At 43.7% G+C, this 17,274-nt stretch carries 15 protein-coding genes and 1 pseudogene; 7 read left to right on the top strand and 9 right to left on the bottom strand.

Annotation, left to right across the window (positions count from 1 at the left end; translation table 11 throughout):
- The first annotated feature begins 490 nt into the window (after window positions 1-490).
- Window positions 491-1,129, top strand: coding sequence for a lysophospholipid acyltransferase family protein (locus tag V7K76_RS19185; protein ID WP_334777729.1), 639 nt, complete (start codon window positions 491-493; stop codon window positions 1,127-1,129).
- A 245-nt stretch (window positions 1,130-1,374) separates the two neighbouring features.
- Here the strand turns inward: V7K76_RS19185 and V7K76_RS19180 are convergent, their stop codons facing one another.
- The 5 genes from V7K76_RS19180 to pilM form a co-directional block, all read right to left on the bottom strand.
- Window positions 1,375-1,530 (bottom strand): hypothetical protein, encoded by a 156-nt coding sequence (locus V7K76_RS19180; RefSeq protein ID WP_334777730.1) that lies wholly within the window; start codon window positions 1,528-1,530, stop codon window positions 1,375-1,377.
- Window positions 1,531-1,759: 229 nt separating this feature from the next.
- Window positions 1,760-4,048 (bottom strand): AMIN domain-containing protein, encoded by a 2,289-nt coding sequence (locus tag V7K76_RS19175; RefSeq protein ID WP_334952503.1) that lies wholly within the window; start codon window positions 4,046-4,048, stop codon window positions 1,760-1,762.
- Window positions 4,049-4,281: 233 nt separating this feature from the next.
- On the bottom strand, window positions 4,282-5,046 hold the full coding sequence (locus tag V7K76_RS19170; protein WP_334952505.1) for a pilus assembly protein PilO: 765 nt from the start codon (window positions 5,044-5,046) through the stop codon (window positions 4,282-4,284).
- The gene (locus V7K76_RS19165) at window positions 5,043-5,819 is read right to left on the bottom strand and encodes a PilN domain-containing protein (protein WP_334777733.1); all 777 of its coding nucleotides are present in this window, start codon (window positions 5,817-5,819) and stop codon (window positions 5,043-5,045) included. Before V7K76_RS19165 ends, V7K76_RS19170 begins: the two co-directional genes overlap by 4 nt.
- Before the next feature lie 4 nt (window positions 5,820-5,823).
- A complete protein-coding gene (pilM, locus tag V7K76_RS19160) occupies window positions 5,824-6,930 on the bottom strand; it encodes a type IV pilus biogenesis protein PilM (protein ID WP_334777734.1) in 1,107 nt (368 codons plus the stop codon).
- Between the two features lie 152 nt (window positions 6,931-7,082).
- Between pilM and V7K76_RS19155 the strand changes: the two genes are divergently transcribed.
- The gene (locus tag V7K76_RS19155) at window positions 7,083-8,381 is read left to right on the top strand and encodes an ABC transporter substrate-binding protein (RefSeq protein ID WP_334777735.1); all 1,299 of its coding nucleotides are present in this window, start codon (window positions 7,083-7,085) and stop codon (window positions 8,379-8,381) included.
- A 260-nt stretch (window positions 8,382-8,641) separates the two neighbouring features.
- Here V7K76_RS19155 and V7K76_RS19150 read toward each other — a convergent pair whose 3' ends face one another.
- From V7K76_RS19150 to V7K76_RS19140, 3 genes are all read right to left on the bottom strand, one after another.
- Window positions 8,642-9,919 (bottom strand): bifunctional folylpolyglutamate synthase/dihydrofolate synthase, encoded by a 1,278-nt coding sequence (locus V7K76_RS19150; RefSeq protein WP_334777736.1) that lies wholly within the window; start codon window positions 9,917-9,919, stop codon window positions 8,642-8,644.
- A gap of 154 nt (window positions 9,920-10,073) precedes the next feature.
- Entirely contained in the window at window positions 10,074-10,199 is a 126-nt protein-coding gene (locus V7K76_RS19145; protein ID WP_179067906.1) for a photosystem II protein Y, read from the bottom strand.
- 212 nt (window positions 10,200-10,411) lie between these two features.
- Window positions 10,412-10,939, bottom strand: a complete 528-nt coding sequence (locus tag V7K76_RS19140; RefSeq protein ID WP_334777737.1) for a gamma carbonic anhydrase family protein — start codon at window positions 10,937-10,939, stop codon at window positions 10,412-10,414.
- Between the two features lie 243 nt (window positions 10,940-11,182).
- Between V7K76_RS19140 and V7K76_RS19135 the strand changes: the two genes are divergently transcribed.
- The 3 genes from V7K76_RS19135 (at window position 11,183) to V7K76_RS19125 (ending at window position 15,005) form a co-directional block, all read left to right on the top strand.
- Window positions 11,183-11,704 carry a TIGR02652 family protein gene (locus tag V7K76_RS19135; protein ID WP_442936231.1) on the top strand — a complete coding sequence of 174 codons (522 nt, stop codon included), beginning with the start codon at window positions 11,183-11,185 and terminating at the stop codon, window positions 11,702-11,704.
- Between the two features lie 85 nt (window positions 11,705-11,789).
- Entirely contained in the window at window positions 11,790-12,233 is a 444-nt protein-coding gene (locus tag V7K76_RS19130; RefSeq protein WP_334777739.1) for a VOC family protein, read from the top strand.
- 93 nt (window positions 12,234-12,326) lie between these two features.
- Window positions 12,327-15,005: a M16 family metallopeptidase gene (locus V7K76_RS19125; RefSeq protein WP_334777740.1), complete on the top strand. Its 2,679-nt coding sequence runs from the start codon at window positions 12,327-12,329 to the stop codon at window positions 15,003-15,005.
- A gap of 48 nt (window positions 15,006-15,053) precedes the next feature.
- Here V7K76_RS19125 and V7K76_RS19120 read toward each other — a convergent pair whose 3' ends face one another.
- Window positions 15,054-15,833, bottom strand: a complete 780-nt coding sequence (locus V7K76_RS19120) for a Uma2 family endonuclease (RefSeq protein ID WP_334777741.1) — start codon at window positions 15,831-15,833, stop codon at window positions 15,054-15,056.
- 33 nt (window positions 15,834-15,866) lie between these two features.
- Here V7K76_RS19120 and V7K76_RS19115 point away from each other — a divergent pair.
- Together V7K76_RS19115 and map are read left to right on the top strand one after the other, a co-directional pair.
- Window positions 15,867-15,986 (top strand): annotated as a pseudogene (locus tag V7K76_RS19115) (copper-binding protein); the annotation flags it as partial.
- A 400-nt stretch (window positions 15,987-16,386) separates the two neighbouring features.
- A complete protein-coding gene (map, locus tag V7K76_RS19110; RefSeq protein ID WP_334777742.1) occupies window positions 16,387-17,214 on the top strand; it encodes a type I methionyl aminopeptidase in 828 nt (275 codons plus the stop codon).
- Window positions 17,215-17,274 lie beyond the last annotated feature (60 nt).

Genomic DNA, 17,274 nt, shown 5'->3' with positions numbered 1-17,274 from the left:
GGCTGGGAACGAGGCTACACAAGCTTTTGGGCTTTTCTTAGTGCCATTCGGTTCTAATTACAATTGAAGATTAGAATAGACAGGTTAAGAGATAAATAAGAAACAGTAAATAATAAATTAAAGAGCTTCAAATCACAGTTTTAGGCAGTGGGGAGATAAGGAGGTAGGGGAGCAGAAGGGTTCATTGGTGTCAACTTAACGCGAAACCGCTTGTCCGCCGGGAATTGAAATTCCCGTATAATAGCGAAAGTCATCTTCAGATGACTAAAATATCGCCAAAAATCTCCAGTCTACTTCAGTAGACTTAAACTATTAGCCAGAGAATTTATTCCCTGGCAGGCGACGAAGCCAACAGTTAAGCTATTTTTGGCAAAAGTTGACACCAATGAGCAATGCTGTGCCCTTACGACTTCCCATTCCTTCAATTTTGCGTTTGCTCTGGGGCTGGCGATCGCTTATGCTAAGTTGAGTTTGATTTGCATTATCTTCTGTGGACAGAAACCGCGAACCGTTTATCAGTCTGGCACTTTATCACGCCTTTAAATGGTCAGTCGTCAGCCCGATGTTTCACGCTTACTTTCGGGGCCAGATTTATGGTACGGAAAATGTCCCCCAATCAGGGCCGCTAGTGGTAGTGAGTAATCACGCTAGTTACTTTGACCCGCCGATTGTCTCTAATTGTGTACGTCGTCCAGTGGCGTACATGGCTAAAGAAGAGTTATTTAATATTCCCATTTTGGCGCAAGCGATTAAATTGTATGGCGCTTACCCAGTGAGTCGGGGAAATGCCGATCGCAATGCCATCCGTTCTGCTCTAGAATATCTCGATAACGGTTGGGCTGTCGGTGTTTTCTTGCAAGGTACTCGTACCCCAGATGGTCGGATTACAGACCCGAAAAGAGGTGCGCTGCTGCTGGCGGCGAAAGCAAAAGCCCCAATATTGCCGGTGAGTGTTTGGGGTACTGACGGTATTTTAGACAAAGGCTCGAAAATCCCTCGCGCAGTTACCATCACTGTGAGAATTGGTAACTTGATTGATGCTCCCAGTTCCACAAATAAAGAGGAATTAGAAGCGTTGACGCAAAAGTGTGCCACAGTAATTAACGAAATGCATGATTTAGGACGTTGAATTTAGGGACTGAACAAATAAAAAAATATCCAATTAAAACAAGTCGCAAGTCGCAAGTCGCAAGTAAGTTTTGTGAAAGCGTTGCGGTAGCGAGTCTGCGATAGCGCAGCGTTAGCGAGTACTCGAGCGTCGCGTCCGGGGATTTAGACCCCGACCCAAAACTTACCGGTTATTGAACCGGGGGACTTAAACCCACGGTACTCGGTTAACTCTTGTGGGGTGGGCATCTTGTCATTGGTGTCAACTTAAGCTGAAACCCTTTTAAAACCTCGTTTCCAGCCTCCGGCTGGAAATGCTGCTCCTGGTGGCTCTGCCGCCAGTAAGAGAGGCGGAGCCTCGAAGACGAGCATTCCCAGTCGGAGACTGGGAACGAGGCAAATTAACTCTTGTGGGGTGGGCATCTTGCCCGCCCAGTCCATAGGGCGGGCAAGATGCCCACCCCACAATATTGGATAATTTATTTCTTGGAGTTCCCTTAGACAAACTCAGCGATCGCTTCCTTAGCCTTTGTATGACCTCTTGCAAAAGTGCTTTTTGCACTCTTATGGAAAAAGGGGAAAGGATGTATTCAAAACCTTTCCCCTTTAGCCGAACCATATTCAGAGGTGACTCACCTACCCATTACTTTTATTACCTACTAGGAAGCTTCAAACCTTGACGCTCAAGGATTTGCCGCACCTCTGGACTGGGGTTGTAGTTATAGCCGTAGGAGGAGTTCTGTGTGTCATCCATAATTTGAGGTGTGAGCAATACAATCACCTCATTGCGCTGATTATTTCTGTTTGTACTTCTAAACAGCGAACCAATAAGTGGAAGATCACCCAAAATAGGAATCTTGGTGATAGTTGATCGGTCTGTGTCTTGAATGATGCCTGAAAGAATGAGTGTTTGACCATCTCGTAGGCGAATTGTGCCAGAATTTAGCGATCGCTCAGACACCAAAAATATTTGTTGGACATTACCTCCTCCCAAATTTAGATTAGCTGACGATTGGGGTGCTTTAACAATGGGAGCTACGGATAGGGATACAAAACCATTGTCATCAATCCGATCTACTTTGACTGCTAAAGTTAAACCCACCTCTGTTTTCTCAGCTGTAATTGTTTGTGTAGCGAGATTATTAGCACTACTTATTAAGCTCGTAACGTTTCCTAGCACTTCTTGCGTCAGCTTGACATTAGCCGTTTGACCTTCTTGCACAATTAAAGTAGGGTCAGTCAAAATTTTGGCGTTGCCATTTGTAACCTGAGCCTGCAAACTAGCGAGTAACCGTTTGGGGAACTGGTACAAACTTGGTAAGCCTAATGTAGTGGTTGTTCCGCTAATGGCTGTAATACCTGCTGTTTGAGGATTAGAGTTTGCTCCAGCAGTACCTGATGTTGGGTTAGTCGGGTTAAGAAAAACATTTGCGGTAGACAGTGGATTAGTGATTACAGGTGTACTAGTCACACTGCTTGACGTTTCAGCAGCAGTAGCTGGTCTGGAACCACCGAAATTAAAAGACGCTGCACCACCGTCACTAGTGAAGTAGTTGTTGCCAAGCCCAAAAGAAAAGCTAGTGTTGTAGTCCTGGGTGTTATTGAGATTAACATCGATAATCTTGACGTTGACTACCACTTGACGACGGCGGATATCAAGCTGAGTGAGTTGAGCCATTGCAATCTCAATGAGCTTAGGAGGCCCGATTAAGGTTAGAGAATTGGTGCGCTCATCTCCTAATGCCTGTAAACCTCTAAGTAATGGGCTAGAGTCTGTATAATTAACGCGTTGAGTTTCAACTCTGCTTTCCGTGGTCGTCTGAGTTTGTGTGATAGGCGCAACTCCAGTACCCACAGCTACGGCGCTAACGCTGGTAACTTGTCGTTCGCGGCTGATGGCACTTTCTGCTCCCAAGGCAACTAAAAAGTTGATAGCAACTCCCACTGTTACCTGATTAAGTCGCAGGCTACGCATAACCATGTCACGGGTGGAATTGGGTAGTTTAGGCCCAACAAAAATTGTGCGATTACTGCGATTAGCCTCTAAACCACTCAGACGCAAGACATAATTAAACACATCTTGCACTGGCTCATTTTCTATATCTAGGGAGATTGTTTGAGAGGTTGGTGCTGCTGCTGCACCACCTTGACCTCCAGCAGCTTGATCGCCTGCGATATAAGCCAAGTTCAGATTAGCTGCACGGGCAAGCAATGACAAAACCTCACGCACCGGCGCATCTCGCAGCACTAGACGAGGAACGCGTTCCTGACTTCCCAAGTCAATAGTGCTAGGAGAAGCATCAGTATTAGAGATGGCAATATCTCCCACTGGGGGGGCGACGGCCCTGGGTAAGAAAGGTGGAGCCTGACTCAGAGGTTGACCTGGCTCGGCAGCTTGTGCAGGTTGTCCGTCAATGGTGACTTGGGGGTTGGGAACGAGAACACCTGAGTTTTGACCAGGTTGGGCTGGAGTAGTAATAGGCGGTGCTGTGGATGTTGGTGCTGTTGGCGTAGGTGCTGATGCTATATTGCCTGCCGATGGGCTAAAGCTGAGTGTAATTCCATTTGGCGATCGCACCACTGGTTGACTGTTAGGTGTGTTGTTGCTACCAGTTACCGTTACCCGGATGCTATTGGCATCAAGCTGACTAACCTCAACAGACGCAATTCCTGGTGCTGGGGTATCTTGACGAAAGCTATTACCTTGTGGTAATCGTAATTGAGTATTGATAACATCTGCGATTAAAGCCTTGCCTCTTTTTGTAGTGAAAACTTGGGGGCGTGACCCTGAAGAAGTTTTCAAAGCAACGCTAATTCCACCATCAACTGGATTTAGTTGGACACCAGTCACTTGACTAATTTGTGCCCAAGCTGGTTGAGCTGCCAAAAAGACAAAAGCGGCAGTACCTAAAATAAAACTATTACCGTGAAGCTGTTTCACAGTTCATTCCTCACCTGATAAAACCTTGTTTACAAACAATTATGAGTAGGCAATAAAATTTGCCCTAACTCTGAGTTGACTTAACGTTAAATCGGCAGTTAGAAACCGCGTCTAAACGAGACTTTACCCACCTCCGTGGGTTTCAAGCCCTCAATTTCTCCTTAGTCCGCGGAGGCGGACTTTGCCTGTGTAGCCGCGAATTCTATTCGCCCCTACTCTCGGACTATTTGCCCCTACTTTTTCGGAGCTGCTTTTGCTGCTGCTGCTATTTCTTCTGGACTAAGTGGCATCAATACCTGTAGCTGGAATAATGTATTAATCGCTGCTGGGCCTACCCGCACCGGATTTTTATCTGATGGAGATATTGCTTCGGCTGGAGCCAAAGTTGATTGATAATCTTTAACTATTAACAAAGGCTGTAACCGCTCAATGTTACGAATTATCGATTGCGTTTGTTCATAAGTTCCTGTAATTTGGGCATTGATAATGCTGCGTTTTAGCTTGTTGTCAACCTGTAGTCCTAGACTTCCATCGGCAACGGGTTCTGGTTTTTGGGAAACTGGCGTGAATTTCTCCAGTTTGGCTCTTACCGTACTAATAGAGTTTGGAGTATTGCCAGACTCAATTAAGCGGTTCAAATCCAACAACAATGTATCTAAACTTTTTTCGTTAGCAAATAAACCTAAAACCTGAACTTTTTGCTGCTTTGCCTGCGCTAGTTCGTCTTTAAGTTTATCAATCTGTTTGATATTGGCTTTTTTTTGCTCAATTTGCCCTTGCAGTTCTGAGGTTTTGGCCTGCTGCTGCTGATAGTTTTCCCAAGCTGGCATCAGCAGGTTTACCAATATATAACCTGCTACCCCTAAACCCATTACCCCCACCAAAATCCCAATAATTTTTGGTGTAAAAGTAATACCAAAGACCACGGGGAATGCTGGCGTTGCCTGCTCGAATTCCCCACCTTGTCCGCCAAAATTTAAATCATCACTCAGCGTCATTTTAGAATGACTCCTGTTTGTTGGATACTACGAATTCGAGTCACTAACCCCACTGTGCCTTTTTTCTCCAACTCCCGAATTAATTCGGAAGCTGGAACATCGTTCATGCTGGACTGAATAGTGTATTCAACTACTTGTGGCGGCTTAATTATTACACCATTAGTAGGTTGACCCACACTTGGAGGTAAAGGGGCATTTACTAATCCTGCGGTGATAATTCTGGTTTCTGTGGGCTTCAAAAACTGAGACTGTTGTAAACTCAATAAGAAATCATTGACATCATTAAAAGAACGAGCCAATCCGATAATTTCTAATCCCCCGGCGGGATTGTTTGGTGGCTGACCTGCCGCTACTGCAATGGGTGGGATTTGCTTAATGCTCTTAATTTGCACTGCTGCGGGGATGCGATCGCGCAAATCTTGCAGCATTGCCGACCAAGGACGAATCTGGTCAAAGACAGTGACTAAAGCTTGAGTCTCGTCTTTAACTGACTTCGTTTCGGCTTTGATTTTGTTAAGATTTCCGATTTCTGTATCTAACTTTTTGCTTTGCTGATCTAGTTGTGCGACTGTCCCCTCCAATTCCACAATCTTCCCTTGCAATAACCACCAACTAACTCCCAATAAAGCTGGAAGACCTACACCGACTGCAACTCCCACATACACTAGTGTCAAATCCCCCGTAGGAAACTTGAAGGCTATTCCTCCCTTTCCCTCAGGCTTTTTATGGTATGCTGGGCGGTCTTTAAGAAAGTTAACATCTAGGCTGTACATTTTGTTACACCTCCCGCATTCCTAGACCGAGTACGATCGCTAAACCAGAGCGTTGTACCTGTGGATATTTCTCAGTGTCAACCTCCAAAGACAAAGCCCCGATTGGATCTATTTGGGAAGTTGGCAAACTCAATCGTTGAGTAAAAAATTCATCTAGCTGTTGGAGTCCACCACCTGGCCCAGCTAATAAAATCTGCGCCACCTCCAAATTTTCACTTTGATTGAGGTAAAAATCGATGGAACGGCGTAGTTCATCCGTTAATTCTCCCAAGACTCTCAATATGGCAGCCATGCCAGGATCGATTTCAGTAACGCCAGTTTTACCGCCGTCTATGGGAGTTGGGGGAATTACCATTCCATGTAACAGTTCCATATCTCGTGATGTGGGTAAGCTCATTGCCCTCGCTAAGGCAGTTTGCATTTGATAAGTCCCGATTGGGACTGTGCGCGAAAATTGCGGCACTCCGTTAACGATGATGGCGATTTCTGTACTATCGAACTCGATATCAACGAGTACTGCTGCTTCTTGCGGCCCAAATTGTCGCAGTTGTTCGCGAATAGTCCGAATTAGAGCAAAACTGTTAATTTCTAAAACATCAATTTGTAATCCTGCCTGCTCGAAAGTACTTATATAGGTATCCGTTACCTCCTTGCGGGTGGCTACTAGGAGGACGTGTACTTTTTCAATGCCATCTTCATCTACAAAGTACCCAAGTTTCTGATAATCTACATCAGCCTCTTCACGAGGATAGGGTAAATACAAACCTGCTTCATGGTTCAGTACCATTTCTCGCAGTTCTTTATCATCTAACTCTGCTGGCACTGGTATAATCCGAACGATAGAATCTCGTCCTGGGACACCAGTAGCAACGCGAGAAGTTTTGATTTTGCTCTCAGCTAGCGCCTGCTGGATTAACTGCGCCATTGCTGGAGGGTCGGTAATTTGACCATCGATAACGATGCCTTCTGGAACTGCTACCGATATAAAAGTTTCTAGTTTCAAGCCTTGACCCTGCTTGCGTAGCTGAACTACATTTACCCGTTCGGGAGCAAGTTCAATACCGACCCCTTTTTTCGATTTGCCAAACAGACTAGTGAAACTTTTTACCACAGTTGTGCCCGCTGGACTACTAAATTGAAAATTTAAATTTATTGTGATAGGGACGTTATATATTACGTCTCTACAGGTAATTTATTTAGCCTATAATCTCAACAATTCTGTCTAAGCTTTTCACACTGAGCAAGCGTAAAAATACTGGGAAAATGATTCAATTGCGAAAATTTAAACAACTTGTTGCTTTGGTACTGCTTGGCTTATTAACCACTTGGATTGTAAGTTGCAGCACAGGCAATGTTAGTAAAAGTACAAAACAAGCTACTTCAGGAACGGCAACCGTTGAGTTTTGGACAATGCAACTCCAACCTCAATTTACCGACTACTTCAAAAGCCTAATTGCAAATTTTGAATCGCAAAATCCAGGTATAAAGATTAATTGGGTTGATATACCTTGGGCAGCAATGGAGAACAAAATATTAACAGCTGTCTCCGCAAAAACGCCACCCGATGTAGTTAACCTCAATCCGGGTTTTGCTTCCCAACTTGCTGGACGAAATGCCTGGTTAGATTTAGATGCGAAAGTCCCCAATGATGTACGTTCCTCCTATCTGCCGAATATCTGGAAAGCAAGTGTGCTGAATGGCAAGAGTTTTGGGATTCCCTGGTATCTCACCACACGGTTAACCATTTATAACACTGATTTATTAAAACAGGCAGGTATCAATAAAGTACCTGCAACATACGGAGAATTAGCACAAGCAGCCCAACAAATTAAAGATAAGATAGGGAAATATGCCTTTTTTGTGACTTTCGTACCGCAAGATTCCGGTGAAGTGCTGGAATCTTTCGTGCAAATGGGAGTTAACCTTATAGATGCTGATGGAAAAGCGGCGTTTAATTCAGCACAAGGGAAAGCCGCATTCCAGTATTGGGTAGATTTGTATAAAAAAGGGTTGCTTCCTAAAGAGGCTTTAACCCAAGGACATCGCCATGCGATCGATTTATACCAATCTGGTGAGACTGTCTTTCTAGCTTCTGGGCCAGAGTTTCTCAAAACGATCGCAAATAATGCCCCAAAGATTGCTCAAGCTACCGGAGTAGCACCTCAACTGACTGGTGAGACAGGCAAGAAAAATGTCGCGGTAATGAACATAGTTATTCCCCGCGATACTAAACAACCAGACGGCGCTGTGAAGTTTGCTTTATTTGTTACCAATGACGAAAATCAGTTAGCTTTTGCGAAAGCTGCAAATGTCCTACCTTCTACAATCAAAGCATTGTCTGATAGTTACTTTAAAGATATTCCAGCTAATGCTTCAATCATCGAAAAAGCGCGAGTTTTGAGTGCTAAGGAACTACAAAATGCAGAAATATTAACCCCTACTTTGAAGGATTTTAACAAACTACAAAAGGCAATTTACGAGAACTTGCAAGCAGCAATGTTAGGCGAGAAGACTGTAGATAAAGCTGTAGAAGATGCGGCGCAAGAGTGGAATCAGAGGTAATGGGGATTGAGGAAATTCAAATTTTGGATTTTGGATTTTGGATTTTGGATTAAATTTCGGTTCTTGCGCCCCTTTTATGGTGATTGAGGATTGATTGTGACAAAACCCTTGCCCCGCAAGGGTTATAAGAAATTATAGTACTGTTTTAAATGAAATGCTTACAGGGTAAGGCTTTTAATGGTTTTGAACCAGGTTTTCCATAAAAATAACCGAAGAACCAAAATTTCAATCTAAAATCCAAAATCTAAAATCTAAAATTCTTACTCCCTACTCCCCATTTGTAAAAAATCGCCTACTAAATAAAGGGAACCACACAAAACGATTAAATCGTCTGTGGTAATGGCTTCTAGGGCTGTGAATAAATCTGGATGGATTTGGCGATCGCTTAATTCGGGACAGAGGTTGTAAGCTAGGTTTGATAAGTAGTCTAAATCGGCGGAAGTTCTACCGGGGAAGGGTTCTACTGGTATTGGTACTAAAAAAAGGCGATCGCCTGGTCGCAGTAAAGCGGTAAAAATATCAGTATGATCCTTATCGGCAAACATTCCTATAACCCAATTGACTGGCTTATGAGTAACTGTGTCTAAGCTATCAATATACTGACGGAGAACTTGGGCGGCGGCGGTATTATGAGCGCCATCAACTAATAATTTATGGTTTTTCCAAGTAGTCCATTGCATTCGCCCTGGCCATTTAGTTTTTGCCATGCCGTTAATTATGGCTTCTTCAGAAATTTGCCAACCTTGTTGCTGGAGAATTTCTAACGCAGCTAAAGCTAAAGCTGAATTAGTTAACTGAATTTGTCCCGCTAATGGCAAAGGATATTTAATTAACTTTGAATTTTGAATTGTTTCATACTCTGCCCATCCTGTAGCGATTTCATGGGCGGGTTGAGGCGTAAAAAGCGGGCATTCTAATTCTAAAGCACGCGATCGCACCACCTTGTCTGCCTCTGGTGGCAATGGCCCAACCACAACAGGACATCCAGGTTTGAGAATACCTGCTTTTTCTCTCGCAATGTCAGCGATGGTAGGGCCAAGTTGCTGCCAGTGTTCCCGGCTAATGGAAGTGATGATTGTAACTAAAGGTTCCAAACAGACATTTGTCGCATCTAAGCGCCCTCCTAGTCCAACTTCTACCACAGCCACATCAACTTGCTGCTGGGCAAAATATAACCAAGCAGCCGCCGTAATTACTTCAAACTGAGTTGCTGATTCTTCATCAGGGCGAATCAACCCTTGGACTTTTTCTAATAATTGGCTCAATTCCTCAGAGGAAATTGGCTGTTCATTCAGACAAATACGTTCCGTCCAATCAACTAAATGGGGGGAAGTATAGCGTCCTGTACGATAACCAGCCTCAGTGAGAACTGAAGAAAGATAGGCACAGACTGAACCTTTGCCATTAGTGCCAGCAACGTGAATTACCGGGACTTGATGATGAGGATTGCCAAGATTTGCTAAGAGATTGACAATGCGATCGAGTCCGAGATGGACACCAAAGCGTTGCAGGGGTTGTACTACAGAATCGATATTCAAGGAAGGGACTGGGGAGAAATCAATTCAAAATTCAAAATTCAAAATTCAAAATTGAATATAAACGGGATAAGTAGCCTTAGGGGAGTGAGGCGGACAAGGGGATGACAGAGAATATTAAACCCTATGCCCCATGCCCCATGCCCTATTAATGAATTTAGGCTTCCTTGTCCAAAAAGCCTTGAATTTGTCTTAAAGCGGCAGCGCCAATATTAAACACTGCCCAACCAGCGGCAATGGCAACTGGTGCTAAAACGATCGCTATACGGAAATCGATATCCATATCTAGAACCCCTCTCTTAAGTAGAAATTAAAGTTTTGTCAACTGCTCTCATTTTTATTTTTAGCTGAAGTGGGCAATTTTTCCAACTAGATATGTAAAGAATGTTTAAATTGTGGGGTATTGGGCATTGGGGATTGGGCATGGGGCAGAGGAAAAAAACTTACTCCAACTTCTCCCCCAGTCCCCAGTCCCCAGTCCCCAGTCCCCAGTCCCTAAGCCTTGCTAAAACCAATATCAGTGCCCTTACCAGCATGAACTAAGGCTAACTTTTGGTAACGTTTAGCGTGTTCAATCAATTCTGCGGCTTCAACGTCTGTTACTTGACGTAATACTTTACCAGGAATACCGACAACTAGGGACAAAGGCGGTACATTTTTTGTGACCACTGCACCAGCACCAATAATACTACCAGCACCTACTCTTACCCCATCTAAAATCACTGCGCCAATGCCAATCAAACTTCCACGCTCAATGTAAGCAGAATGTACCACAGCCCGGTGTCCTACGGTAATATAATCTTCTAAGATTGTTGGAAAACCAGGATCGCCATGTAGAATTGCACCATCTTGAATATTTGTGCATTCGCCAATTTCAATCCGTTCTACATCTCCCCTAACCACTGCTCCATACCAAATGCTCACTCCTGGTGCTATATTTACCGAACCCATAACAACAGCATTATCTGCAATGAAGGCAGCTTGAGAAAAATCAGGAGATGTCCAGTAAGAAGCGGTAGACACGATAGAATATGAATATGGTACTCAGGAACACTGGAGAAACTCCAACCTTTGTAGGCTGGTTGCATAACCAGAATATCACAGCGTCAAACCTCTACGCTGAGGAAAACACTAGTGAATAATGTTCCTGCCGCAACACCGTTTCTATGCAGCAGTGAGCAAGTAACCCAAAGTGGTTGAGCCGAATTGTATAATCCAACCCACTAGTGCTGGTGAAGACAAAATTATGTTTGTATGCACTTCATGATGAATCCAGGTTTGCAGTACCCGATGTTTGGGCCGGAAATACAGTGTCCCCATTGTCGCCAGAGTATTCCGGCGCTGACACTAACAGATACTTATTTGTGTCCTCGTCATGGCGCCTTTGAAGCTAATCCGAAAAATGGAGAGTTAATCCATTTGCAATCGGGGCGTCATTGGCGGAGGTGGAATAATGAATGGTATAGGCAGCATACTCATCCCGATGGTATTCGCTTTGAAATTCACGAAGCATTAGATAAGCTCTATACCCAAGGCTTTCGAGCAACACGAGTGATTATTGCTCGACGCTATCAGGAATTGATGAGTGGCTATTTAGAACGCAGCACGCCTTGGCGTTCTGGACAACCAGAAGCTACTGCTGCCCGTTTGTACGGCTTACCCGTGGAGTTTAGCCCCGACACCTCAGAAGATACCTCAGAAGATCCCTGTTGGGAAGTGATTAATTTTGACTTGGAAAAAGAGCCTGGCGTCCCTGTGCGCTACCCTTATTTCAGGTTGTTTGAGTAATGGTCATTAGTCATTAGTCATTAGTCATTTGTCATTAGTGAATAACAAAGGACAAATGACTAAGGACTAAGGACTAAGGATTAATATGCACCACGCTTCTATTCGGACTGCGAATATTCATCGAGCGATCGCTTTCTACGAACATTTAGGGTTTACAATTTCGGAACGCTTTACCACTGGCTACACCCTAGCTTGCTGGATGGAAGGATTAGGCGGCAGAATTGAACTAATCCAAATTCCCGAACCAAAACCAGCCCCAGATGCCTTTAATGACGAGCATTATGTGGGGTATTATCATCTCTCGTTCGATTTAACTGAGATTACACCAGATTTACCTAGCTGGTTGACAAATTTACAAGAACGTGTATTACTTGCTGCTGAGGGTCAAACCCAAGAATTACAACCGTTGAAGATACTTTTAGAACCGACACAACAGCAAATAGGCGATCGCATTTACGAAGTAGCTTTCATCGCTGATACCGATGGCTTACCTCTGGAATTCATTCGGGTTTTAGCAAAACTCCCATAATTTAGCTTTTTTCTTACCTTTATTGCTAATATATTGTTTTTCTCTATTGTTGCTGACATCACAGATTTTTTTGCCAGATTAAACTAAAGAATAATGCCCTCAACACTGACAGAAAATGTCCGCAAGACAGTGCTAGAAAATGGTCTAACTGTCCTGACAAAGGAAGTACATACTGCGCCAGTGGTGACGGTGCAGGTGTGGTACAAGGTTGGCTCACGTAACGAAGAACCGGGCGTGAATGGCATTGCCCACCAGTTAGAACACATGATGTTTAAAGGCACTCGAAATCGTCCGATTCAATTTGGACGTTTGTTTAGTGCTTTAGGTAGTGATTCCAATGCTTTTACCAGCTATGACCAAACGGCATATTACGGTACTGTGGAACGAAACAAGCTAAAAGCGCTTTTAGTGCTAGAAGCAGACAGAATGCAAAATTCCCAGATTGAGCCAGAGCAACTAGCGAGTGAAAAGCGGGTAGTAATTTCCGAGTTGCAAGGTTATGAAAATAGTCCAGAATATCGCCTCAACCGCGCCGTCATGCAAGCGGTGTTTCCCAATCATGCTTATGGGTTGCCTGTAGGTGGTACTAAAGCTGATGTCGAGAAATTTGAAGTTGAGCAGGTAGAGAAATATTACCGTAATTTTTACAATCCCGATAATGCCGTCTTAGTAATTGTGGGAGATTTTCAAACTGCAAACACTCTAGAAACAATTAAAGAGACATTTGGCAAAATACCCAGGAGGCAGGGGGGGGCAGGGGGCAGGACGCAGGAGGCAGGAGTTATTTCTCCATCACTCAGCACTCAGCACTCACTACTCAGCACTCCTATCGTATTGCGAGAACCGGGAGTAGGGCGACTGTTACAAGTTGTGTATCCGCTACCGGATGCAAATCAACCAGATGTACCTGCGCTGGATGTGATGGATTACATTTTGACAGAGGGGCGGAATTCTAGACTTTATCAGGCATTAGTGGAATCAGGTTTAGCGAGTGAAGTTACGGCATCCGTTACCAGTTTGCGAGAATCTGGCTGGTATGAGGTTTTGGTGACGGCTGGATCTAAACAAGATTTGAAAAAAATTGACTCAATGTTGAGTAGTGCGATCGCTAATGTAGCAGAAAAAGGCGTGACATCTGAGGAAGTTGAACAAGCCAAAACCCAATTAATCGCAGATGTAATTTTGAGTAACCGTGATATCACCTCTCAAGCCATGCGATTGGGTACTGATGAGACAACTGCTGGTGATTATCGCTACACAGACCGCTATTTGGCAGCTGTCCGGTTGGTGAAACCGACAGATGTTGTGACTGTAATTAACAAATACCTCACAAAAGAAGTACGTACAGTAGGCTTTTTTGAACCAACTCAAAATATTATCGCAGAAGTTGGCGACAAACCAGACTCAGCCCAAACTACAGAAAATTTCTCTCCTCTAGCACCTGTGCTTCCTTCGGAAGTGATGAAATACTTACCGCCTGTAGATTTGGCTACAGATGCAATCGCTCAAGTATTACCACAGGAATTTAAATTTACTAACGGACTGCGGATATTACTGTTACCCGATCGTAGTACTCCCACCGTTACCCTAAGCGGCCACATTCAAGCCGGGACGGAATTTGATCCAGACAATAAAGCTGGATTGGCTGCTTTTGTAGCAGAAAATTTGCTAAATGGCACTAATAACAAGAATGTCTTAACTATTGCCAAAGTCTTGGCAGAAAGAGGGGCGAGTTTAGACTTTCAAACCCACCGGGAAGGTGTGCATATTGAGGGCGATAGTTTAGCAGAGGATTTACCGATACTCCTGGAAGTATTGGCAGATGTTGTGAAAAACAGTACCTTTCCAGTCAAAGAATTGGAACTGCATCGCCAACAAACTTTAACCGATTTGCAACTTGAATTAGATGAACCATCAGAAGTAGCCAGAAGGATATTTGTTCAGTCAATTTACCCGAAAAAACATCCCTTACATACCTTTCCCACAGAAGAGAGTTTACAGCAGATTCAGCGCCAGGATGTGATTGATTTCAAAGCTAAACATTATCGTCCAGATACGACAGTGCTAGCGCTGGTGGGAGATTTTGATCTGGACATTGTGCGATCGCTGATTAAAAATGAGTTTGGAGACTGGGAAGTTAGCGGCCAAGCACCCACATTAAAATATCCCACGGTATCAATGCCGGAGAAAATCGTGAGTGTCAACCCAGTTTTACCAGATAAAACCCAAGCTGTTACATATATGGGTTACACAGGGATTAACCGTTACGATCTTCGGTTTCACGCCGCCTTAGTATTAAACCAGATTTTGGGAGGCGATACCTTATCTAGTAGACTAGGGGCAGAAGTGCGCGATCGCCAAGGTTTGAGCTATGGAATTTATAGCTACTTCCAAGCTGGGAAGAATGCGGGCACTTTTTTGATAGAAATGCAAACTAGTCCTGAAGATAGCAGTAAAGCGATCGCGAGTACCCGCGAAATCCTACAGCAAATCCATCAACAAGGCGTTACCGCCCTGGAAGTCGAAACAGCTAAACGCACTCTCATCAGCAACTACAACGTTTCTCTGGCTAACCCAGAAGAATTAACAGATAGAATTCTGATGAATGAGGTGTATGGACTAGATAAAGTAGAATTGCACTCTTTCACTGATAAAATTCATAAAGTCACTCTTGACCAAGTTAATCAAGCAGCTCGTGAGTTACTCCACCAAGATAAAATCGTGGTTGTTACTGCTGGCCCATCTGTATTAGTAGAAAAAAGTATTCGCTAATTGGGGACAAATGACAAATGACAAATGACAAATGACAAATGACAAATATTAATCTAGCTCATCAGGATTCACGCCTAACTGACGCAAACGTTCTGTTAATTGTTCTGCCTTTTGTCTTGCTTGAGCCGCTTCTTGTTTGGCCGTAGCCGCTTCTTCGGTGGCTAGTGGAATTAATTCTCCTGCTAAGGTAAACCACCTTAACCACAACTTAGGAATATCTTGAAATGACCCCTGCCATAATCCCAAACTTAAACCCAACTCTGGCATTGGTAAACGTCCCTGAGTCAAATTCATCGGTTCATAGTGACCGCCTGCTAGCTGAAAAGCTTGGAGTTCATCAGTGTAGCGACTAAAAACAATATAGTAGGGAATCCGCAGAATTCGTTCATAAACTTCCCATTTGCTGGGAGGTTTATGGGCTGCGTTTTTTTTCATACCTAAATCTTCCGCTTCTGTACCTGGAGATAATAATTCCACTACCACAAAGGGATTTGCTGGTTCTTGCCAAGTTACATAACTTAAACGCAAGTCCTCCCCTTTGTAGAGTTTTGATACTCCTACCACACCAAACCAATCTGGGCGCTTATACCATAAAGGATGCTGGAGATCATAGTAGAGATTTAGGTCAGCAGCGCTGTAAACTAATTCTGGATTCCAGATAGTGGGTTGAAAAGTTAAGTATAAGAGTAAAGGCTGTAAAAAGTGAAAATCGTCTGGCAAACCTGGTTCCTCTGGGTTGTCACTTGGTAAATCATACATCGTTGGTAGGGTTTCCCAAGGAGGAAGGGGAGGATCAGATTGAGGGACAAAGGGAGGAGAGGAAGTCATAAGGAATTTGGGAATATATTGATGAATTATATTGGTAAATGCTATCAGTTGCGGTTAACTAATCTTAGTCAACTGAAAAACTATTTTACCGCCAAACATTTTGCTAATGACATCTGGACGCCAAAAGTCGAAGCAGGGAAAGTAGAAATTAAAGAAGTCGGAAGTCGGAAGTCGGAAGTACAGTTTTGTAATGGGGATTTAGACCCGAATGGCACTAAGAAAAGCCCAAAAGCATGTGTAGCCTCGTTCCCAGCCTCCAGGCTGGGAATGTATTCCGAGAGGCTCTGCCTCTCGTCAAGCTACTGGAGGCGGAGCCTCCCAGAATGGGTTCCCAGCCTGGAGGCTGGGAACCAGTCAGGGCAAGGGCTGTATCTTAACGCAATGACAATTTATAACCTGAATTTGATATAACTTGCACATTTGGGATGCTCCCAAAGTGGAAGAATCCCTATCAGGGACTAAAATAACTTAAATTATAGATATTATTTCTCAAGTAATCTAGAGAAAGCATTGATACTTTAGCAGTAAAGCCACCAGTAATTATTAATTCCCTATGAACATTTTCAGTAACTTACTTTCTCAAACAACTCAGCCTACAACTGCAAAAAAACAGCGCCGAGGAATTGAAATTAAATCGCCACGTGAAATTGAAATCATGCGGCAATCAGCATTAATTGTGGCAACTGTCCTAAAAGAAATTGCCAAGCTAGTAAAGCCAGGAATGACAACGGCTGATTTAGATACTTATGCCGAAAAACGCATCCGCGAAATGGGTGCAACACCAAGCTTTAAAGGATATCACGGTTTTCCCGGTTCTATTTGCTCCAGTATTAATAATGAAGCAGTACACGGTATTCCTAGTCCCAAAAAAGTGATTCGTGTCGGTGATGTATTAAAAGTAGATACGGGCGCTTATTACCAAGGCTTTCATGGTGATTCTTGCATTTCAATTGCTGTTGGTGAAGTGACACAAGAAGCTGCAAAATTAATTCGCGTAGCAGAAGAAGCTTTATATAAAGGCATTGAACAAGTTAAGGCTGGTGTATACCTGCTTGACTTAGCTGGAGCAATTGAAGACCATGTGAAAGCTAACGGTTTTACTATAGTGGAAGAGTTCACTGGACACGGTGTCGGTCGTAATCTGCACGAAGAACCTTCAGTATTCAACTATCGTACCCGTGAGATGCCAAATGTTAAACTCCGTGCAGGGATGACGCTGGCAATTGAGCCAATTTTAAATGCGGGTTCTAGACACACGCGGACATTATCTGACCGTTGGACAGCAGTAACTATGGATAATTCTTTGTCGGCTCAGTTTGAGCATACAGTTTTGGTGACAGAGACAGGTTATGAGATTTTGACTGACCGTTCTAAGGTGTAATTGTTATCTGATTTGTGAAAATTCACGGTGTCCAGATCCCCGACTTCTTTAAGAAGTCGG

The organism is Nostoc sp. (assembly GCF_036917975.1).
Taxonomy (GTDB): Bacteria; Cyanobacteriota; Cyanobacteriia; order Cyanobacteriales; family Nostocaceae; genus Nostoc.
Note: the sequence above shows the minus strand (reverse complement) of the source record. Positions and strands in the feature narration are given on the sequence as shown.